Genomic DNA, 19,568 nt, shown 5'->3' with positions numbered 1-19,568 from the left:
CGGCCTGTCCGGCGTCTTGGCAGGCCGTCGCGCGGTGCGCGCAACGCATCGCGCGGCGCTGGCGGCGCCGCCGCGGCTGCGTACAGTCCACCGTATGCATTCCGCCCCGCCAGGCCGCCCATGACAGCCGCCACTCCTCCAACCTCCGGTTCGCGCTGGCAGCGCTACGCCAGCGGCGCCCTGCGCGCCTTCCACGCCTATGCCAACTGGCTGGTGGGCATCAGCTGGAAGCGCTTCATCGTGCTGGCGCTGGCGCTGCTCATCGTGATGGGCATCCTGCACGACCTGCCGCCCTTCACCTGGACCATCACCGAGCAGATCGAGAACCAGCCGGCGCGCAGCGGTCTGCCGCCGCCGCCGCCCAAGCCGCCGAAAGCACCGATACGCATCGAAGCCCCATCGGGCGCCGGCGGTGGCGGCGTCGAGATCAACATCGGCAAGGACGGCATCCGCATCGTCGGGCGGGAGTCGACGCCAGCGCAGGCGGCCTCGGCGGCCGAGGCCGCGGCCGAGCAGGCGCGGCGTGCCGCCAGCGCCGCAGACAGCGCCGCCTCGGCCGCCGGCGTCCACATCACGCTGCCGCCGGGCGTGGCCGCCGACTCGGTGCGCGAGGCCGTGGCCGAGGCGCGGCGCCAGATCGAGGAATCGATACGCGAGGCCCGGCGCGACGCCGAGGAGGCAGCGCGCGACGCCGCCGAGGCGCGCCGCGATGCCGAGGCGGCGATCGAGGAGCTGAGCCGCGTCCAGGCCAGGCCCGGCAAGACCAAGCGCACCACGCGCATCGGCATCGGCGACTTCATGATGCAGTTCACCACGCTGTGGATCCTGGCCTCGGCCATCATCAAGTACACCTACAAGGGCCAGAAGCAGGCCGAGGTGAAGGCGGCCCAGGCCACCGAGACGGCCGAGGCCGAATCGCTGCGGCGCCAGGTGGTGGAAGCGCGCATGGCGGCGATGCAGGCCCAGGTCGAGCCGCACTTCCTGTTCAACACCCTGGCCAGCATCGACCACCTGATCGAGACCGACCCCAAGCGCGCCAGCGAGATGCAGAAGAACCTGATCGCGCTGCTGCGTGCCAGCATGCCCACCATGCGCGAGGCCGCTGGCGGCAGCGGCGGCGGTGTGCGCGACCTCGGGCGCGAGATCGCGGTGATCCGGCCCTATCTGGAGATCCTCAAGGTGCGCATGGAAGAGCGCCTCGTCACCGAAGTTGCCGTGCCCGACGGCCTGCTCTCGGCCGAGTTCCCGCCCATGATGATCCAGACCCTGGTCGAGAACGCCATCAAGCACGGCCTCGAACCCAAGCCCGAGGGCGGCAGCCTGCGCGTGGCGGCCGAAATCGTGCACGGCCGGCTGCAGATGACGGTGGCCGACACGGGCCTCGGCTTCGGCAAGGCGGCCACCGCCGGCACCGGCGTCGGCCTGGCCAATATCCGCGAGCGCCTGCAGCTGCTCTACGGCCCCAAGGCCGCGCTCACGGTGGCCGAGAACCAGCCCAGCGGCACCGTCGTCACCATCACCGTGCCCTACAAGAGCATTGAAGGCGCCTTCGCCTGATCGCGGTTGTGGCAGGCGCGGCTAGGATGGGCGCATGAACGACCCCACCCAAGCCGCACCGCGCGCCCTGCTGGCCGACGACGAGCGCCTGATGCGCGAACAACTGCGCGCCCGCCTGGCCGAGGTCTGGCCCGAGCTGCAAATCGTTGCCGAGGCGCGCAACGGCCTCGAGGCAGTGCAGATGGCCGATGAGCAGCGGCCCGACATCGTCTTCCTCGACATCCGCATGCCGGGCTTGAGCGGGGTCGACGCGGCGCGCCAGATCGCCCAGCTGCCCCCGCGCGAGGGCGGCGACGAAGAGTGGTTGCCCGAGATCGTCTTCATCACCGCCTACGACCAGTACGCGGTCGAGGCCTTCGAGCAGGGCGTGGCCGACTATGTGCTCAAGCCCGCAGAGCGTGAACGCCTGCAGCTCACGGTGGAGCGCATCCGCAAACGCCTGGCGGCGCGCCAGGGCGGTGCCGAGGCCGCCGATGGCGAGGCAGGCCCCCCGCTGCAGCAGCTGCTGCACCAGCTGGCTGCGCGCATCAACCCGGGCGGCGCGCCGCGCTACCTGGAATGGATACAGGCCACCGTGGGCCAGGCGATCCAGATGATTCCGGTCGACGAGGTGCTCTTCTTCATCAGCGACGAGAAGTACACGCGGGTGCAGACGGCCCAGGTCGAGGCGCTGATCCGCAAGCCCATCAAGGAGCTGGTCGACGAGCTCGACCCGCGCCTGTTCTGGCAGATCCACCGCAGCACCCTGGTGGCGGTGAAGGCGATTGCCGGCGTGACGCGCGACTTCCGCGGGCGCCAGATCGTCGCCGTCAAGGGTCACGCCGAGAAGCTCGAGGTCAGCCGCAGCTACACCGGCCTGTTCAAAGGCATGTGACGGGCGTGTGACGCGCGTGTGTCGGGCATGGCGCCGCGCAAGGGCTTACATCTGACGCAACTGCACGCAGGTCGGCACCAGCCGTCACTGCGCGGTCGCCGTGCAACAGTTACCTTCCACGGCATCCGATAACAGGCTTGCGCTGGATCAAAGCGCTGCGCACCACCCGCTACCCAGAACGCCGCACCACCGGCGCACCACCATGCTGTTTGCCACCACCGCCCCCGGACAGTTCCGCTTCGATTTCGTGCGCCGCGCGCCGCGCGCCGCCGCCGGCTGGCTCAAGCGCGAGGAGGCCATCATGGGCACGGCCATCGCGGTGGAGCTGTGGGCCGAAGACGCCCAGGAAGGGGCTGCCGCCATCGCCGCGGTGATGGACGAGATGCACCGCATCGACCGCGCGATGAGCCCCCACAAGACCACCTCGGAGCTGTCGCGCATCAACCGTGAGGCGGCCCTGGGCCCGGTGCCGCTGTCGGCTGAGATGTTCGGTCTGGTCGAGCGCGCGCTGGGCTTCAGCCGCCTGTCGAACGGCGCCTTCGACATCAGCTATGCCGCGGTGGGGCGCCTCTACGACTACCGCCGCCGCGTGCGCCCCACTGAGCCCGCGCTGCAGGCTGCGCGCGAATGCGTCGGCTGGCAGCACCTGGAGCTGGACACGCGCGAGCACACGCTGCGCTTCGCCCGCCCCGGCATGTGCATCGACCTTGGCGGCTTCGCCAAGGGCCATGCGGTCGACCGCGCGACGAGGCTGCTGCGCCAGCGCGGCATCGAGCACGCCATGGTCAGTGCCGGCGGCGACAGCCGCGTCATCGGTGACCGCCGCGGCCGCCCCTGGAGCGTGGCTATCCGCGACCCGCGCCGCGCCGGCGAGACGGTGGCCGTGCTGCCGCTGGAAGACGTGTCGATTTCCACCTCGGGCGACTACGAGCGCTACTTCGAGGAAGCCGGCGAGCGCCACCACCACCTCATCGACCCCGCCAGCGGCCGTTCGCCACGGGGCGTACACAGCGTCACCATCCTGGCCCCCGACGGCCTTACCAGCGAGGCGCTGTCCAAGACGGTCTTCGTGCTGGGCGCCGAGCGCGGCCTGGCGCTGGTGGAGACGCTGACCGACATTGATGCCGTGGTGGTGGACGCCGCCGGCGCGATGCACGTGTCCTCCGGCCTTCTGCACGGCGTGCAGACGGCCGCCCCCTGAGCGACCCCACCCCCGTCCTCCCCAGGAGCAAGCCATGAAGTCCCGACTCTCGCTCCTGGCAGCGAGCGGCCTTGCCGCGATCCTGCTGGCGCTGGCCGCCTGCAGCGGCGGCGGCGACGCCATCGTCAACGGTGACGTGCCCATCGCCTACGTCAAGCGCAGCACGGCGGTGACCATCAATCCGACCGACGGCACCGACAGCGCACCCGGCGGCGACCTGATGCTGCGCGAGAAGAGCAGCGCCAGCGCGCCCGAGTTCAATCTCACCGAGCGCTTCACCCAGGGCCAGGGCGACGCCAGTGACCCCGAGGTGTCCTACGACGGCAAGAAGATCGTCTTCGCGCTGCGCTGCCCGGCCAGCAATGCCGCCACGGTGGCCACGCCGGCGGGCGATGCGCCGGCCTGCACCGGGCGCTGGAACATCTGGGAATACGACATGAGCGTGGGCGGCCTGCGCGAAGGCAGCTTCCGCCGCCTCACCGGCAGCGCCGCCGACGACGATGTCGATCCGGTCTACCTGCCGGCCGGCCGCGGCATCGTGTTCGCGTCCAACCGCCAGGCCAAGTCGCACCTCAACCAGGCCCTGGGCCACAGCTACTACGCCACCGACGAGTACGAGCGCGAGCGCGTGCTCAACCTGCACACGATGACGGCCACCGGCACCGACATCCGCCAGATCAGCTTCAACCAGAGCCACGAGCGCAACCCGGTCATCCGCCCCAACGGCGACATCATGTTCGCGCGCTGGGAGCATGTGGCCGACCGCAACCGCTTCGCCATCTTCCGCGCCAAGCCCGACGGCACCGACCTCTTCGTGCTCTACGGCGCCCACAGCCCCGGCAACAGCTACCTGCACCCGCGCGACATGGACCCACGCGGCGCCTACGCCGGCCAGGTGGTCTCGTCGCTGATGCCGTTGTCGCGCACCCAGGAAGGCGGCTCGCTGCAGATGATCGACGCGGCACGCTATTCCGAATTCAACACCCCGGCCAGCAGCACGGTGCCGGAACGGGGCGGCCAGGCCGAGCCGACCGAACGCACGATGAACAGCGAGCGCGGCCTCTCGGCCGCCGGCCGCGCCACCACGCCCTACCCGCTGTGGGACGGCAGCGACCGCATCCTCGTCGCCTGGCGGCCCTGCGAGGTGACGCGGGGCGGCGTGGTCGTCAACTGCACCACGCTGACGCCCGAGGAACTGGCGCGCATGCAGGACGGCGAGCGCACCGTCGAGGCGGTGGCCGCCGACAGCGTGCGTGACAACGCCCCGGCCGCCTACGCGATCTGGATGTTCGATCCGAGCAAGCTGAAGCAGACCTGGCTCATCGTGGCCGCGCCGCCGCCGGGCTTCATGTACACCGACCCCATCGCGCTGCAGCCACGGCCCGAGCCCAATGTGGTCGAGCCGACCACCGTGGACACCGACCTCGCGGCGCGCGACCTGGCGCTGATCGAGGTGCGCAGCGTCTACGACACCGACGGCCTGCAGCGCATGGCCGAGGCGGTGCTGACCGATGCCGACCGCGTCGGCTGCGGCGTGGGCATCGCGCAGACGCGGCCTCTGGACGCCGCCGACACGCGGGCCTCGGTGGCCGACCTGGCTCGCATCAAGAACCCGGCCGACCCGGCCTATCTCTGTGCGCCGGCGCGCTTCGTGCGCGCCATCCGCGGCGTGCCGCCGCCCAGCGGGTCCACCGGCCTGCGGCGCGCCATCGGCGAGACCGATTTCGAGCAGCAGCAGATCGTCGGCTACGCGCCGGTCGAACCCGACGGCTCCTTCAAGCTGCAGGTGCCGGCCGATGTGCCGCTGGCGCTGTCCATCGTCGACAGCCAGGGCCGCGCGCTGCAGACCCACACCAACTGGATCCAGGTGCGGCCGGGCGAGCGCCGCACCTGCGACGGCTGCCACAGCCCGCGGCGTGGCGCGGCGCTCAATTCCGGCGCCGTGGTCAACGCGCTGCCGGCCGGCCTCAAGCAGGCGCTGGCGGCGCAGCACCTGAGCGGCGAGACCCTGGCCTCGCTGCGCACGCGGCTCGACCCCGTGGCACTCAATCTCGCGGCCGACCCGGTCTACGAGGACATCTGGGCCGACACCGCCCAGGCCGGCGTGGCGGCGCGGCCGGCCATCAGCCTGCGCTACGTGGGCAACCCGCGGCCGGCCGACGACCTCACGACGCCGGCGCCGGTGAACGGCGTCATCAACTACCCCGACCACATCCAGCCGCTGTGGACCAAGAGCCGCGGCACGGCCGGCGCGCTCACCTGCACGGGCTGCCACGCCGACCGCGCCCGGCTGGACCTGCGCGCCCTGGTCGGCGGCAGCGGGCGCCTCGTCTCCTACGAGGAGCTGATGCTGGGCGACCCGCAGTTCGATGCCAACGGCGCGCCGCGGGTGCGCCTGCGCGAGGGCGTGCCCGAGCTGGTGCTGGGTCCGCCGCTGGTCGAGACCAGCTCCGGCGCTGCTGGTGGCGCCGGCCAGGCGCGCAAGAGCCGCCTCGGTGAAATCCTGTGGGGCCAGACCCTGCTGGCCGGCGCCGACGCGCGCACCGCCCACCCCAGCCCGCCGGCCACCGCGCCCGACCACCCCAGCCTGCTGACGCCTGCCGAGAAGCGCCTGGTGGCCGAGTGGATGGACCTGGGCGGCCAGTATTTCAACGACCCCTTCGACGCTGGCAGCGGCGTGCGCAGCGTCAGCGGCCTGAGCCAGACCGTGTTCGCGGCCCAGGTGCTGCCGGTGCTGCGCGCGCAATGCGCCGGCTGCCACGCGCCTGCTGCCGGCACGGCGCGCAACCGTTTCGTGCTGACCGGCAGCGCCGGCGGCGACTACAACGTCACGCTGACGCTGGTGACGAACGTCTGCGACGCCAGCGCCAATGCGCTGCTCAGCAAGCCTTCCACCGTGCCCCACCCGGCTGGCGCGCTCGCCCAGACCACGGCGATACTCCCGCCCGCCAGCTCCGGTTACAACACCATTGCCGCATGGATCGCCAGCGGCTGCAGGCCCTAGAAGGCGCGCATGAACCTGCTGCGCGACCCGATCTCGGTCCTGTGCTACTCGCCGTACGGGTGTACGGCTGCGTTGCTCGAACCAAGCTCGGGCCGCTCGCGACGGTTCCTGCACGCCTTCTGATCGGTACGATGAAGTTGTTCAAATTCTCGATCTGCCTGCCTTTCCTGCTCGCCCTGCTGCCCGGCTGCGGCGGCGGCAGCAGCCCCTTCGACAACCCGAAGAGCGTCGACAATCCGGCCGCCACCGGCGGCCAGAAACTGTCCTTCGTCTACTTCATGCGTTGCGTCACCCCCGTGCTCGAGCAGCCCCTGCGCGTCGTCATCAACGGCAGCGTCACCACCAATACCTGTGCCTCTTCGGGCTGCCACGACAACACGGCCGGCACCGGCGGTGCGCTGCGCCTGCGCGGCGGTGCGGCGGCGGTCGACCCGGCACTGGGCGCGGCCGCCCTGCGTGACACCGACATGTACAAGAACTACTACTCGTCCCTGGGCGAGACCGTGGTGGGCAGCCCGCTGCAAAGCCGTTTGCTCAACAAGCCCTTGGTGCGCGACGTGCTGCACGGCGGTGGCCTGGTCTTCGAGACGCCCGAGGACGCCGGCGCCAAGCTGCTGCGCTACTGGATCAGCCGCCCCATGCCCACGGGCCAGGACGAATTCAGCAGCGCCGCCAACAGCATGTTCACGCCGGCCGACGCGGCCAGCGGCGCCTGCAACACCGACTGATGGGGCCGCTGCTGCAATGGCTGCGCCTGGCGCTGCTGCTCCTGACCTTGGGCACCGCCCAGGCGGCCGAGCCCGAGGCCGCCGAGCGCCTGCAGGTGGCCGGGCCCTTTCTCGAGTTGCACACCGGCCCCGGCCGCGGCTACCCGGTCTTCCACGTCGTCGAGCGGCGGCAGTGGATCACGGTGGAGTTGCGCCACACCGACTGGTTTCGCGTGCGCGACGAGGGCGGCAAGGTGGGCTGGGTGCCGCGCACCCAGCTAGCGACCACGCTCACCGAGGCCGGCGAGGCCAAGCCGCTGGCGGGGCTGCGCGTCGACGACTACCTGGCGCGCCGGCTCGAATACGGCGCCGCCTGGGGCCGCTTCCAGTCCGATCCCCTGCTGGGCGCCTGGGTGCAGGCGCGGCTGGCCGACACCCTGGGGGTGGAGCTGGGCATCGCCCAGGTGCAGGGCCGCTTCTCGTCCACCGAACTCTGGCGCCTGAGCCTGACTTCCGAGCCCTGGTCGGACCGCCGCCTCTCGCCCTTCATCGCGCTCGGCCTGGGCCAGTTCAAGAACCTGCCCAATGCCAGCCTGGTGGACGCCACGCCCACCGACGCCCGCCTCGCCCACGCCACGCTGGGCTTGCGCTGGCACATCGGCCAGCGCTTCGTGGCGCGGCTGGACAGCACGCTTTACACCGCCTTCGTCTCCGACGCCCGCAGCACCGAGTTCCGCTCGGTCAGCGCCGGCCTCGCCTTCTTCTTCTAGCCCGGCCTGCCATGCTGTCCAACCCTTTGATCCCCGTCGCCCTGGCCGCTTTGGCCCTGGCCGCAGCGTCCGTACAGGCCCAGGACGCGCGCCCGGCCGGCGCCACCACCAACACCACGGCCACCGAACAAGTCATCGTGCCCCAGGTCGAGCGCCGCCAGGTCAAGCGGCCGCGCTATGCCTCCAGCGATTTCGGCGTGGGCCTCTACGTGGGCACCTATGCGACCGAGAACTTCGGCAGCAGCCGCGTCGCCGGCCTGCGCCTGGCGTACCACATCACCGAGGACTATTTCGTCGATGTCACCTACGGCCGCAGCCGCATCAGCGACGAGAACTTCCGCCAGGTGCTGCCCGGCGGCATCTTCGTCAACCGCAACGAGGCGTTGAGCTACCTGGGCCTGTCGGCAGGCTGGAACCTGCTGCCGGGCGAGGTCTTCCTCGGCCGCTTCGGCGCGCGTGCGACCCAGGGCTATCTGATCGGCGGCATAGGCAGCACCAATTTCGCCGGCCTCAAGCGCCAGAGCTTCCATCTCGGCTTCGGCCTGCGGCTGATGGTCAACGACCACTTCGCGGTGCAGGCCGATGTGCGCGACCATTTCTACACGCTGGATCTGCTGGGCCGCAACCAGCGCACCCAGAACCCCGAGCTGACGCTCGGCCTCACCGTCTTCTTCTGAGCACGGCCATGCGACAGCTGCTGTTGACCATTCTGCTGGGCCTGGCCGCGGCCGGCGCCAGCGCCGCCGTCACGCTGCAGGCGCCGGCGCCCGATTTCACGCTGCGCGGCGCCGACGGCCGCAACCTGCGCCTGGCCGAACAGCGCGGCCAGGTCGTGCTGGTCAACTTCTGGGCCAGCTGGTGCGGCCCCTGCCGCCAGGAAATGCCCCAGCTCAACCGCCTGTACGACAAGTACCGCAGCGCCGGCTTCCTGATGTTGGGCGTCAACATCGACGACGATGCCCGCCTGGGCACGGCCACCGCCACGCGTTGGGGCGTGAAGTTTCCGGTGCTGCTCGACGCCGAGAAGACCGTCACCCGGCAGTACGACCTGGGCAGCATGCCGGCCACCGTGCTGATAGACCGGGACGGCCGCGTGCGCTACCTGCACCGCGGTTACCGCGAGGGCGCCGAAGAGGCCTACGAACGGCAGATTCGCGAGCTGGTGAAGGAATGACGATGAGGCCGCTGTTCTTGTCGTCGCTGCTGGCCGTCGCCGCCCTGGGTGCCGGCTGTGCCCTGCCCGAACCCTGGGTCAAGCCTTACGAGCGCGAGCGCCTGGCCGATCCCATCATGCAGTTCTCGCGCAGCCCGCTGGCCGACAAGCACCGCGAGCACATCCACAACGTGCGCGAAGGCGCACGCGGCGCCACCGGCGTGCAGGGAGGCGGCTGTGGATGTAACTGATGCGCTGCGCCGGCTGGCCGCGCGCATGCTGCGCCTGGCCAAGGCTGCGCTCGGCAGCCTGCTGGCGGGCAGTGCTGCCACGCACGCCGCCACCCTGCCCGAGGACAAGGCAGAAATCCTGTATCACCGCTACGACGGCGGCGGCGTCAAGGCCAGCGGGCCGGCGCTGCTGGTGCGCAAGAGCCTGGCCGACCGCGTCTCGGCCAGCGCCCAGTACTACGTCGACGCGGTGAGCAATGCCTCCATCGACGTCGTCACCACCGCCAGCCCCTACAAGGAGACACGCACCGCCTGGGACCTGGGCCTGGACACCGTGGTGCGCGACACCACGCTGGGCCTGGCGATGTCGCGCAGCCGCGAGCCCGACTACCAGGCCGACAGCCTGGGCTTTGACGCGGCGCACGAGGTCTTCGGCGGCATGAGCACGGTGAGCATGGGCTTCACGCGCGGCAGCGACAAGGTCGGCCAGAAGGACGTGGCCGGCTGGATAGACCGCGCCACCCACTGGCAGTACCGCGCCGGCCTGACCCAGATCCTCAGCCCGCGCTGGTTGGCCAGCGTCAATGGCGAGGTCATCGCCGACAGCGGCTACCTCGGCAGCCCCTACCGCGTGGCGCGCGTCTTCGGCGCCGCCGTACATGAGCGCGTACCGCGCACGCGCACCGGCCGCGCCGTCAAGCTGCGCGTCATCGGCGACACCGGCGAGTGGCTCGCGCGCAGCTCGGTGCGCGCCGAATACCGCTACTACTGGGACACCTGGGACGTCCGCGCCCATACCACCGAGTTCGGCTTCTCGCGCTACCTGGGCGAGCGCTTCCTGCTCGACACCACACTGCGCCTGTACAAGCAGGGCCGGGCGCTCTTCTACAGCGACGACGCCGGCAGCGAGACCGTCTACGTCACGCGCAACCGCCAACTCGGCGCCTTCAGCAGCACCGCCTTCGCCGCGCGCCTGAGCTACCAGTGGCCGGGCCCTGTGCTGGGCGCCGAGTGGAAGCTCAGCGCCTCCTGGGAGTTGAAGCGCTTTGCCTTCAGCGATTTCACCGACCCGCGCACCGGCCAGCCCTACCGCCACAACGCCCAGGTGCTGCAGCTGCTGGCCTCGGGCAGCTTCTGATCGATTGATGAGGACTCGATGATGGCCCCCCCCCGCCTGCCTTTCATGCGGCTGCTCGCTGCCCTGGCCCTGGCCGCGGCCGGTGCTGCCTGGGCCGCCGATGCCGTGCCCAATACCGCACCGGACACCGCGGCGCTCACCGCGACAGCCACCGCCACGCCCACGGCCGCGCCGGCCTCGCTCGACACCCGGGTGCAGGACATCAAGGCCGAGGTGATGCGCCTGAACCGCGACCTGCTGGTGCTGGAAGAAGAACTGCTCTTCCCCGCCAACACCCAGGTGGCAGTCTTCGTCTCGATGGACGTGGGCAAGCTGTTCGAGCTGGAATCGGTGCAGCTGAGGCTGGACGACAAGCTCGTCAGCAGCTATCTCTATACAGCCGCCGAGGTCCAGGCCCTGCACCGCGGCGGCATGCAGCGCCTGTACGTGGGCAATCTGCGCGGCGGCAAGCACGCCATCACCGCCTTTTTCACCGGCCGCGGCCCCCATGTGCGCGACTACAAGCGCGGCGCCACGCTGGAATTCGAGAAAGGCAGCGAGCCGCGCTACATCGAGCTGCGCATCCGCGACGTGCAGGCGCTGCTGCAGCCGGAATTCGAGGTCAAGGTCTGGCAGTGATGCGTCCGTTTCCGCGCCTGGTTGCGACGCTGCTGCTGGCCGGCTGCGCCGCCGGCGTGGGCGCGCAAGGCCAGGTGGCCGATGGCCTGAAGCCGCGCGCCGTCGCCGCCCCCCACTACGGCGACACGCTCTACCAGTTCTACCAGGGCCGCCATTTCGAGGCCCTCACCGGCCTCATGGTGTCGCAGCACTTCGGCCGCGTCGCCCCGCACGACGACGAGGCCGAGGTGCTGCGCGGCGGCATGCTGCTGTCCTACGGCCTGCACGACGAGGCCTCGGCGGTTTTCGCGCGCCTCATCGAGCGCCAGGCGCCACCGTCGGTGCGCGACCGCGCCTGGTACTTCCTGGCCCGCATCCGCCACCAGCGCGGCTTGAATGACCAGGCCGAGGCGGCGCTGGCCCTGATCCTGGCGCCGCTGCACGCTGCGCTGGAAGAAGAACGCCGGCTGCTGCAGGCCCAGTTGCTGCTGCAGCGCGAAGACTATGCCGGCGCGGCAGCCCTGCTCGAGCCGCTGAAAGGCAGTGCCGGCGCCGGCCTCTATGCCCGCTTCAACCTCGGCGTGGCCCTGGTCAAGAGCGGCGATGCCGAGGGCGGCCAGGCCCTGCTCGACGAGGTCGGCCAGGCGCCCGGCGCCGACGAAGAGATGCGCGGCCTGCGCGACCGCGCCAATGTCGCCCTAGGCTTCACCGCGCTGCAGGACAAGAAGCCGCGCGAGGCGCGCGCCGCGCTGCAGCGCGTGCGCCTGAACGCGGCCCAGTCCAACAAGGCGCTGCTCGGCTATGGCTGGGCGGCGGCCGAGTTGAACGACCCCCGCCTGGCCCTCGTGCCCTGGACCGAGCTGGCCCAGCGCCCGCTGTCCGACGCCGCGGTGCTGGAGGCCCAGATTGCCGTGCCCTATGCGCTGGCCGAGATCGGCGCCTTTGGCCAGGCGCTGGACAAGTACGGCCAGGCCGTTGACGCCTTTGCGCGCGAACGCGAGGCGCTGGCCCAGACCATCGCTGCCGTGCGCGGTGGCGCCCTGGTGCGCGCGCTGATGGCAGGCGGCCAGGCCGGCGAATCCGAGTCCGGCCTGGCTGCCTTTGCCGGCGTCGAGCGCCTGCCCGAGCTGCCGCACAGCGGCCACCTGGCGCCGCTGCTGGCGGGCCATGCCTTCCAGGAGTCGTACAAGAACCTGCGCGACCTGCAGTTCCTGCAGCGCAACCTGGGACGCTGGCAGGGCAATCTGGTGAGCTTTGCCGACATGCTGGAGGCGCGCGGCCGTGCCTATGCCGAACGCCTGCCGCGCGTGCGCGCCGCTGCCGGCGCCATGGATCTGCCGGCGCTGGTGCTGCGCCAGGCTGCGCTGCAACAGGATCTGGACCGCGCCCTCGAACACGGCCACGCCGCCGCCTTTGCCGATGCGCGTGAACTGGCGCTGCAGCAGCGCATCGACAGCGCCCGTGCCGCGCTGCGCCGCGCCGGCGACGACCCCGAGGCCGGCGCCGCCGCCGAGCGCCTGCGTCGCATAACCGGCGCGCTGGCCTGGCAGCAGGCGCGCGAACTGCCGGCACGCAGCTGGCAGGCGCGCAAGGGCCTGCGCGAAAGCGAGCGCACCCTGGCCGCGGCCCAGGCGCGCGACGCCGCCCTGCTGCAGGCCCAGCGCGACGAGCCGGCCCGCCAGGCCCGTTTTGCGGCGCGCATCGCGGCGCTGACGGCAGCCCTGGTGGGCCTGCAGCCGCGCATCGCGGCGCTGGACGCCGAGGTCGGCCGCCAGATGCAGGAGGCCGTGGTGGCCGAGTTGGAGGCCCAGCAGCAAAGGCTGGATGTCTATGCCGCCCAGGCGCGGCTGGCGATGGCGCAGATCCACGACCGCGCCCAGCTGGCGCGGCGCAGCGACGGGACGTTCGCCAAATGAGCGCGCGCCGCCACCTCGCCATCCCTCTGGCCTTGGCCGCGCTGGCGCTGCTGGCCGCCTGCGGTGGCACGCGCCGCCTGCCCGGCGACGACCAGCCCACGCTGGCCACGCTGGCCGCGCGCAGCATCAAGGTCGAGGCCGAGCCCGATCTCGTGGTCAGCGACGACCAGACCATCGCCGCCTACCGCAGCTTTCTCGAAGTGGCACCCAAGGCGCCGCAGCGCGCCGAGGCCATGCGCCGCCTGGGTGACCTTGAGATGGACCGCGCCGACCGCCAGGCCGCCGAAGGCGCCGGCGCCGAGCCCGACTACCGCGGCGCCATCGCGCGCTACGAAGAATTCCTCAAGGCCTACCCGAAAGACCCGCGCACCGACCGCGTGCTCTACCAGCTGGCCCGCGCGCAAGAGCAAGGCGGCCAGCTCGAACCGGCGCTCGCCACGCTGTCGCGCCTGGTGCAGCAGCACCCGGGCACGCTGCACGCCGACGAGGCCCACTTCCGCCGCGGCGAGCTGCTGTTCGCGATGCGCGACTACCCGCGCGCCGAGGCCGCCTATGCCAGCGTGCTGGCCAGCGATCAGGTCACGCCCTTGCGCGAGCGTGCGCTCTACATGCAGGGCTGGTCGCGCTTCAAGCAGGGGCGGCTGGACGAGGGGCTGCGCGCCTTCTTCGGCGTGCTCGACCTCCAGCTCGGCGGCCTGGCGCCGCTGGCGCGCGAGGAGGCCGACCTGTCCAAGCTGCGCGCGCTGAAGCGCGCCGACCGCGAGCTGGTGGAGGACACGTTCCGCGTCGTCAGCCTGAGCCTGGCGGCGCTGCAGGGCGCCGATGCGATTCCCCGCTACATCGACAGCGACAAGCGTGCCGGCTACGAGTTTCGCGTTTACCAGCAGCTGGGCGAGCTCTACATCCGGCAGGAGCGCATCAAGGACGCGGCCGACAGCTTTGCCGCCTTCGTGCGCCGCCAGCCCCTGCATGCCCAGGCACCGCTGCTGCAGGCGCGCGTGATCGAGATCTACCAGGCCAGCGGCTTCCAGGCGCTGGCGCTGCAGGCCAAGAAGGACCACGTCGAGCGCTATGGCGCCGAGAGCGATTTCCGCCGCGCCAACCGCAGCGGCTGGACGCGCGCCCAGCCCCTGGTCAAGACCCACCTGGGCGAACTGGCCAGCCACCACCACGCCCTGGCCCAGCAGACGCGCAACCCGGCCGAGGTGGCCGAGGCGGTGCGCTGGTACCGCGCGCTGCTGAAGTCCTTCGGCGACGATGCCGATGCGGCGAAGAACCGCTTCCTGCTGGCCGAACTGCTGTTCGAAAGCCGCCAGTACGGCGAGGCCGCGGCCGAGTACGAGTTCGTTGCCTACCGCCAGGCCCAGGATGCGCGCGCACCCGATGCCGGCTATGCCGCGCTGCTGGCCTATGCGGCGCTGGAGAAGGGCGCCGGCGCCGGTGCCGACGGGCGTGCGCTGCAGCGCCAGACCGTGGACAGCTCACTGCGCTTCGCCAAGGCCTACCCCAGGGACGCTCGCGCCGGCGCCGTGCTCACCAACGCCGCCGACAAGCTTTTTGCGCTGGGCGAGGGCGAGCGCGCCCAGGCCATCGCCCGCGAGGCGCTGGCGCTGCAGCCGGCGCCCGAGCAGCGCCGCGTGGCCTGGACCGTCATCGCCCACCAGACCTTCGAGGAAGGCACGGCCGCCGATGCCGAACAGGCCTATGCCGAAGTGCTGGCGCTGACACCGGTCGATGCGCCCGCCCGCGGCGCGCTGGTCGAGCGCCAGGCCGCGGCCGTCTACCGCCAGGCCGAAGAGGCGCGCGCCGCGGGCCGGCCGCGCGACGCCGTGGGCCATTTCCAGCGCGTCATCGCCATGCCCGGCCTGCCCGCCACAGCCGCGGTGCGCGCCAGCGCGCAGGTCGACGCCGCCGCGGCGCTGATCGCCCTGCAGGACTGGGAGGCCGCGGCGCGCACGCTGGAAGATTTCCGCCGCGAGCAACCCGGCCATGCGCTGCAGGCCGAGGTGGCGCCCAAGCTGGCCCTGGCCTACCTGGAGCTGGGCCGCGCGCCGCAGGCCGCGGCCGAGTTCGAGCGCGTGGCCGGCGCCGCCTCCGACCCCGAGCTGGCGCGCGGCGCGCTGTGGCAGGCGGCCGAGCTGCACCAGAAGGCGGCCGAGCGTGCCGGGCCGCGCTCGCCGCAGCTGGCCAACGCCATCCGCGCCTGGGAGCGCTACCTGCAGCAGCACCCGCAGCCGCTGGAGTCGGCGGTGCAGGCGCGCTGGCAGCTGGCCGCGCTGCAGCGCCAGGACGGCCAGCCGGCCCGCGCCACCGCCTGGCTGCGCGCGGTGCAGACGGCCGATGCCGAGGCCGGCGCGGCGCGCACGCCGCTCACGCGCAAGCTCGGCGGCCAGGCCACGCTGGCGCTGGCCGAGCCGGCGCTGGAGGCCTACCGCAAGGTGGCGTTGATCGAGCCGCTGGCCCGGCAGCTCAAGCTCAAGAAGACCCGGCTGGACGAGGTGCTGGCGGCCTATGCCGCCGCCGCCGAGGCCGGCGTGCTCGAGGTCACGACCCAGGCCACCCAGGCCACGGCCGCGCTGTACCAGGATTTCGGCAAGGCCTTGATGGGCTCACAGCGGCCCAGGAAGCTGTCCAAGCTGGAGCTGGAGCAGTACAACGTGATGCTCGAGGAGCAGGCCTTCCCCTTCGAGGAAAAGGCCATCGCGCTTTTTGAGACCAATGCCGGCCGCATCGCCGCCGGTGTGTGGGACGAGGCGGTGAGGCAAAGCCTGGCCGAGCTGGCCCGGCTGAAGCCGGTGCGCTGGGGCAAGGCCGAGCGTGGCGCCGCGCCTGTGGACACGACCCTGCTCGCGCTGCAGACCGCGCTGGCCGGCGCCGAGGGCACGGCGCGTGCGCCCCTGCTCAACCAGATCGCCATCAAGGAGCGCCAGGCCGGGCGCCTGACGCAGGCGCGCGAGGCCTATGCGGCGGCCATCACGGTGGACGCGACTGCCGTCGAGCCGCGCCTGAACCTGGCCATCCTGCTCGACCTCTACCTCGGCGAGCCGGCCGCGGCGCGGGCCCTGTACCAGCAGTGCCTGGAGCTGTCGCCGGCCGACGCACAGCCGCTCTCCCGCTGGCTGGCCGAGATGAAGACGCGCAAGCCGCCCATCGACGCGCCGCCCGTGGCCGCGGCCGGCGCTGCAGCGAATACCGCATCGGCTGCCGCGGCCAGCACCGCGTCCAACACCACGGCCCCGGCCAAGGAAACGCAATGAAGCGACTGCCCGCCGCGCTGCTGGGGATGCTGGCCTGCGCCGCCGCCTCGGCCCAGGACCGCGCCGATATCGACCGTACCCAGATCATCGGCAACCGCGAGCTGCCCAAGGTGCTGTACATCGTGCCCTGGAAGAAGCCGCTGCCCGGCGAGCTGTCGGGCCGCCCGGTGCGCAGCGTGCTCGACGAGGCACTTGCGCCGGTCGACCGCGAGGTCTTCCGCCGCCAGGTCGACTACGGCCTGCAGCTGCAGGCGCGTCAGGCCGGCAAGCCCGAATCCGCCCCTCCCCCCAAAACCCCCGCCCCCTGACGGAGCTTCTCGATGGATACCTTCAATACCGTGGTCAAGTTCTTCGTCGACTGCGGGCCCTTTCTCTACCCCAGCCTGGCCATGATGGCCGTGGGCCTGGCCATCGCCATCGAGCGCTTCGCCTTCCTTTCCAAGGCGCGCAGCCAGAACCGCAAGCTCTGGGACGAGGTGCTGCCGCTGCTGCAGGGCGGCAAGTTCAAGGAGGTGGCAGCCCTGGTCGAGAGGTCCGATTCGGCCATCGGCAAGATCGTTGCCAACGGCCTGGAGCGCATGCGCAGCGCCGGCCGCCGCGAGGACATCGACCACGCGATGGAGGAAGGCATGATGGAGATCGTGCCGCGGCTGGAGAAGCGCACCCACTACATCGCCACCTTCGCCAACACCATCACCCTGGTCGGCCTGCTGGGCACCATCATCGGCCTCATCAAGGGCTTCACCGCGGTGGCGCAGGTCAACCCGGCCGAGAAGGCCGAGCTGCTGTCGGCCAGCATCTCTGTCGCGATGAACAACACCGCCTTCGCGCTGATGGTGGCCATCCCCTTCCTGCTCATCCACGCCTTCCTGCAGGCGCGCGCCTCCGAGATCGTCGACAGCCTGGAAGCGGCCAAGATCACCTTCCTCAACCTGGTCGGCCGCCTGGCCGCCGAGAAGGCCAAGGAAAGCCGCCCGTCATGAGGCTGCGCCGCCTGCGCAAGGAGCCGGCGCATCTGGAAATCACGGCCTTCATCAACCTGATCGTGGTGCTGGTGCCCTTCCTGCTGTCGACCGCGGTGTTCACGCGGCTGGCGGTGATGGACCTGCGCCTGCCGGCCCAGCAGTCGGCGGTCGAGCAGATCAAGGCCGGCGAGTTGCAGCTCGAGGTGGTGGTGCGGCGCGACGCCATCGAGGTGGGCGACCGCATCGGCGGCCTCATCGAACGCATCCCGCGCAGCGCCGAGGCGCCCGCCAAGTCCTACCAGACGCTGGCGGCGCTGATGCTGATGATCAAGAAGCGCTTTCCCGACAAGACCGAGGCCAGCGTGCTGGCCGAGCCCGACACGCCCTATGACGAGCTGGTGCAGGTGATGGACGCGATGCGTTCCACCGTCACCGCCCAGGGCACGAAGCTGGTGCGCGCCGAGTTGTTTCCGTCCATCTCCATCGGCGACGCGCCCGTGCGCGCGCCGCAGAGCTGATGGCCGCGCTCACCGGCATCCAGCGCCGCGCCGCGCGCAAGGCCCGCGGCGGCGCGGCCATGGACATGAACCTGGTGTCGCTGATCGACGTCTTCACCATCCTCATCTTCTTCCTGCTCTCCAGCGCCGCCGGCGTCGAGACCCTGGTGAGCCCCAGCGCCGTCAAGCTGCCGCTGTCCAGCGCCGAGCAGGCACCCAAGGACAGCGTGGTGCTGGTGGTGAGCCGCGAAGAGATCCTGGTCGACGGCCGCCGCGTCGCGCTGGTGAAGGATGCGCTGGCCCAGGCCGACGACCTCATCGCGCCGCTCAAGGCCGAGCTCGACCTGCTGGCCACGCGCAAGGCGGTGCGCGCCGAGAACGCCAGCGAGGCCCAGGCCATCACCATCATGGCCGACAAGGAGATTCCCTACAGGCTGCTGCGCAAGCTGATGGCGACCTGCGCCCGCGCCAACTACAGCGATGTCTTCTTCGCGGTGCGGCGGAGGGACGTGTGATGGCCGCGCTGGCGATGGCCCATCCGGGCGTCTCTTTCCGCGTGCCGGCGCTGCCGTGGTCGGCCATTGCCGACGACGAGCGCCGCTTCAAGCGCATCCTCGGCCGCGTGCTGGCCCTGGTGCTGCTGCTGGGCGTCGTTCTGCCTTTCGTGCCGCTGCGCCAGGCCCAGCGCATCGAGGCCCAGCCGCTGCCGCCGCCCATCGCGCGCCTGCTGCTGGAACGCCGCACGCCGCCTCCGCCGCCGCCCAAGCCGGCCGAGGCGCCGGTCGACAGCGCCACCAAACCCCAGGCTCCCGCCGACAAACCGGTGCCGCAGGTGGCGGCCAAGCCGCGCCCGGTGCCCGAGGCGCGCAAGCCCGAGCCGGGCAAGGCGCCGGGCGAGGTGGCGCTGGACAATGCGCGCCGCAAGGCCAGCGGCGTGGGCCTGCTGGCGCTGAAGAATGAGCTGGCCGAGATGACCGGCGCGCCTCTGGCCGTCCAGCTCAAGCAGGACATCAGACCCGGTCCCGGCGTCGGCACGGCCACCGGCCCGGGCGTGGGCGCCGGCACCGAGCCCGGCGTGCCGGTGCGCGCCATGATCACCAGCAACGCCACCAAGGGCAGCGGCGGCATCAACACCGCCGGCTACAGCCGCGACACCGGCGGCGGCGGCCTCGCCGGCCGCGCCACCACCCTGGTCGAGGGCGTGGCTGGTGGTGGTGGGGGGGGCGGTCCGGGTGGCGGCGGCGGCTCGCGCGCCGGTGGCGCGGGCGGATCGGCCCAGGCCGGGGCCGGCGCGGCGGCTGGCGGCACGCTGCACAAGGGCAGCAGCGGCCGTGCCAGCCGTTCGATCGAGGAGATCAAGCTCGTCTTCGAGCGCAACAAGGGCGCGATCTACGCGCTCTACAACCGCGCACTGCGCGAAGACCCGGCGCTGCAGGGCAAGGTGGTGCTCGAACTCAAGATCGCGCCCGGTGGCCAGGTCGCCGACCTGCGCATCGTCTCGAGCGAGCTCAAGGCTGACGAACTGGAAAAGAAGCTGCTCGCGCGCATCCGCCAGTTCGATTTCGGCGCCAAGGATGTCGAGGTGATGGTCGTCACCTGGCCGGTGGACTTCCTGCCGTCCTGAGCCTTGGGCCGGGTGCAAGGCCCGGCGCCCGCTGCGCATCCCGGTTCCCTTGGTCATGGGGGTTGCGGGCGCTCGTGG

The 19,568-nt window shown here is 71.6% G+C and carries 18 protein-coding genes; all 18 read left to right on the top strand.

Features of this window, described 5'->3' with window-relative positions:
* Positions 1-120 precede the first annotated feature (120 nt).
* The 18 genes from JMV16_RS22565 to JMV16_RS22480 all read left to right on the top strand — a co-directional run bounded on the left by JMV16_RS22565 (position 121) and on the right by JMV16_RS22480 (position 19,490).
* Positions 121-1,557, top strand: coding sequence for a sensor histidine kinase (locus JMV16_RS22565; protein WP_201496575.1), 1,437 nt, complete (start codon positions 121-123; stop codon positions 1,555-1,557).
* Between the two features lie 34 nt (positions 1,558-1,591).
* Positions 1,592-2,431 (top strand): LytR/AlgR family response regulator transcription factor, encoded by an 840-nt coding sequence (locus JMV16_RS22560; protein ID WP_201496574.1) that lies wholly within the window; start codon positions 1,592-1,594, stop codon positions 2,429-2,431.
* A gap of 202 nt (positions 2,432-2,633) precedes the next feature.
* On the top strand, positions 2,634-3,632 hold the full coding sequence (locus JMV16_RS22555) for an FAD:protein FMN transferase (RefSeq protein WP_201496573.1): 999 nt from the start codon (positions 2,634-2,636) through the stop codon (positions 3,630-3,632).
* 34 nt (positions 3,633-3,666) lie between these two features.
* Positions 3,667-6,636, top strand: coding sequence for a hypothetical protein (locus JMV16_RS22550; RefSeq protein ID WP_201496572.1), 2,970 nt, complete (start codon positions 3,667-3,669; stop codon positions 6,634-6,636).
* A gap of 131 nt (positions 6,637-6,767) precedes the next feature.
* Positions 6,768-7,364, top strand: a complete 597-nt coding sequence (locus tag JMV16_RS22545; protein ID WP_201496571.1) for a hypothetical protein — start codon at positions 6,768-6,770, stop codon at positions 7,362-7,364.
* Entirely contained in the window at positions 7,364-8,113 is a 750-nt protein-coding gene (locus JMV16_RS22540) for an SH3 domain-containing protein (protein ID WP_201496570.1), read from the top strand. Before JMV16_RS22545 ends, JMV16_RS22540 begins: the two co-directional genes overlap by 1 nt.
* A gap of 11 nt (positions 8,114-8,124) precedes the next feature.
* Positions 8,125-8,790 (top strand): outer membrane beta-barrel domain-containing protein, encoded by a 666-nt coding sequence (locus tag JMV16_RS22535; protein WP_201496569.1) that lies wholly within the window; start codon positions 8,125-8,127, stop codon positions 8,788-8,790.
* An 8-nt stretch (positions 8,791-8,798) separates the two neighbouring features.
* On the top strand, positions 8,799-9,287 hold the full coding sequence (locus tag JMV16_RS22530) for a peroxiredoxin family protein (RefSeq protein WP_201496568.1): 489 nt from the start codon (positions 8,799-8,801) through the stop codon (positions 9,285-9,287).
* Between the two features lie 2 nt (positions 9,288-9,289).
* Positions 9,290-9,517 carry a DUF4266 domain-containing protein gene (locus tag JMV16_RS22525; protein ID WP_201496567.1) on the top strand — a complete coding sequence of 76 codons (228 nt, stop codon included), beginning with the start codon at positions 9,290-9,292 and terminating at the stop codon, positions 9,515-9,517.
* On the top strand, positions 9,504-10,634 hold the full coding sequence (locus JMV16_RS22520) for a DUF3570 domain-containing protein (RefSeq protein ID WP_236580664.1): 1,131 nt from the start codon (positions 9,504-9,506) through the stop codon (positions 10,632-10,634). The genes JMV16_RS22525 and JMV16_RS22520 overlap by 14 nt, the downstream gene beginning before the upstream one ends.
* Positions 10,635-10,655: 21 nt before the next feature.
* Positions 10,656-11,252, top strand: coding sequence for an AraC family transcriptional regulator (locus tag JMV16_RS22515; protein ID WP_201496566.1), 597 nt, complete (start codon positions 10,656-10,658; stop codon positions 11,250-11,252).
* A complete protein-coding gene (locus JMV16_RS22510) occupies positions 11,252-13,147 on the top strand; it encodes a hypothetical protein (protein ID WP_201496565.1) in 1,896 nt (631 codons plus the stop codon). Before JMV16_RS22515 ends, JMV16_RS22510 begins: the two co-directional genes overlap by 1 nt.
* Positions 13,144-16,404, top strand: a complete 3,261-nt coding sequence (locus JMV16_RS22505; protein WP_201496564.1) for a tetratricopeptide repeat protein — start codon at positions 13,144-13,146, stop codon at positions 16,402-16,404. The genes JMV16_RS22510 and JMV16_RS22505 overlap by 4 nt, the downstream gene beginning before the upstream one ends.
* The gene (locus JMV16_RS22500; RefSeq protein WP_236580663.1) at positions 16,401-16,712 is read left to right on the top strand and encodes a hypothetical protein; all 312 of its coding nucleotides are present in this window, start codon (positions 16,401-16,403) and stop codon (positions 16,710-16,712) included. Before JMV16_RS22505 ends, JMV16_RS22500 begins: the two co-directional genes overlap by 4 nt.
* 12 nt (positions 16,713-16,724) lie before the next feature.
* Positions 16,725-17,387: a MotA/TolQ/ExbB proton channel family protein gene (locus JMV16_RS22495; RefSeq protein ID WP_201496563.1), complete on the top strand. Its 663-nt coding sequence runs from the start codon at positions 16,725-16,727 to the stop codon at positions 17,385-17,387.
* Entirely contained in the window at positions 17,384-17,887 is a 504-nt protein-coding gene (locus JMV16_RS22490; RefSeq protein ID WP_201496562.1) for an ExbD/TolR family protein, read from the top strand. Before JMV16_RS22495 ends, JMV16_RS22490 begins: the two co-directional genes overlap by 4 nt.
* Positions 17,887-18,381 carry an ExbD/TolR family protein gene (locus tag JMV16_RS22485; protein ID WP_201496561.1) on the top strand — a complete coding sequence of 165 codons (495 nt, stop codon included), beginning with the start codon at positions 17,887-17,889 and terminating at the stop codon, positions 18,379-18,381. Before JMV16_RS22490 ends, JMV16_RS22485 begins: the two co-directional genes overlap by 1 nt.
* On the top strand, positions 18,381-19,490 hold the full coding sequence (locus JMV16_RS22480) for a TonB family protein (protein ID WP_236580662.1): 1,110 nt from the start codon (positions 18,381-18,383) through the stop codon (positions 19,488-19,490). Before JMV16_RS22485 ends, JMV16_RS22480 begins: the two co-directional genes overlap by 1 nt.
* The last annotated feature ends 78 nt before the right edge of the window (positions 19,491-19,568 follow it).

The organism is Rubrivivax sp. A210, from assembly GCF_904426505.1.
Taxonomy (GTDB): Bacteria; Pseudomonadota; Gammaproteobacteria; order Burkholderiales; family Burkholderiaceae_C; genus Rubrivivax.
Note: the sequence above shows the minus strand (reverse complement) of the source record. Positions and strands in the feature narration are given on the sequence as shown.

Coding starts and splice junctions, on each gene's coding strand:
- JMV16_RS22525 (WP_201496567.1), top strand. CDS start 9,290: ATGAGGCCGCTGTTCTTGTCGTCGCTGCTGGCCGTCGCCGCCCTGGGT.
- JMV16_RS22505 (WP_201496564.1), top strand. CDS start 13,144: ATGAGCGCGCGCCGCCACCTCGCCATCCCTCTGGCCTTGGCCGCGCTG.
- JMV16_RS22540 (WP_201496570.1), top strand. CDS start 7,364: ATGGGGCCGCTGCTGCAATGGCTGCGCCTGGCGCTGCTGCTCCTGACC.
- JMV16_RS22480 (WP_236580662.1), top strand. CDS start 18,381: ATGGCCGCGCTGGCGATGGCCCATCCGGGCGTCTCTTTCCGCGTGCCG.
- JMV16_RS22565 (WP_201496575.1), top strand. CDS start 121: ATGACAGCCGCCACTCCTCCAACCTCCGGTTCGCGCTGGCAGCGCTAC.
- JMV16_RS22495 (WP_201496563.1), top strand. CDS start 16,725: ATGGATACCTTCAATACCGTGGTCAAGTTCTTCGTCGACTGCGGGCCC.
- JMV16_RS22555 (WP_201496573.1), top strand. CDS start 2,634: ATGCTGTTTGCCACCACCGCCCCCGGACAGTTCCGCTTCGATTTCGTG.
- JMV16_RS22550 (WP_201496572.1), top strand. CDS start 3,667: ATGAAGTCCCGACTCTCGCTCCTGGCAGCGAGCGGCCTTGCCGCGATC.
- JMV16_RS22545 (WP_201496571.1), top strand. CDS start 6,768: ATGAAGTTGTTCAAATTCTCGATCTGCCTGCCTTTCCTGCTCGCCCTG.
- JMV16_RS22560 (WP_201496574.1), top strand. CDS start 1,592: ATGAACGACCCCACCCAAGCCGCACCGCGCGCCCTGCTGGCCGACGAC.
- JMV16_RS22515 (WP_201496566.1), top strand. CDS start 10,656: ATGGCCCCCCCCCGCCTGCCTTTCATGCGGCTGCTCGCTGCCCTGGCC.
- JMV16_RS22510 (WP_201496565.1), top strand. CDS start 11,252: ATGCGTCCGTTTCCGCGCCTGGTTGCGACGCTGCTGCTGGCCGGCTGC.
- JMV16_RS22530 (WP_201496568.1), top strand. CDS start 8,799: ATGCGACAGCTGCTGTTGACCATTCTGCTGGGCCTGGCCGCGGCCGGC.
- JMV16_RS22490 (WP_201496562.1), top strand. CDS start 17,384: ATGAGGCTGCGCCGCCTGCGCAAGGAGCCGGCGCATCTGGAAATCACG.
- JMV16_RS22500 (WP_236580663.1), top strand. CDS start 16,401: ATGAAGCGACTGCCCGCCGCGCTGCTGGGGATGCTGGCCTGCGCCGCC.
- JMV16_RS22535 (WP_201496569.1), top strand. CDS start 8,125: ATGCTGTCCAACCCTTTGATCCCCGTCGCCCTGGCCGCTTTGGCCCTG.
- JMV16_RS22485 (WP_201496561.1), top strand. CDS start 17,887: ATGGCCGCGCTCACCGGCATCCAGCGCCGCGCCGCGCGCAAGGCCCGC.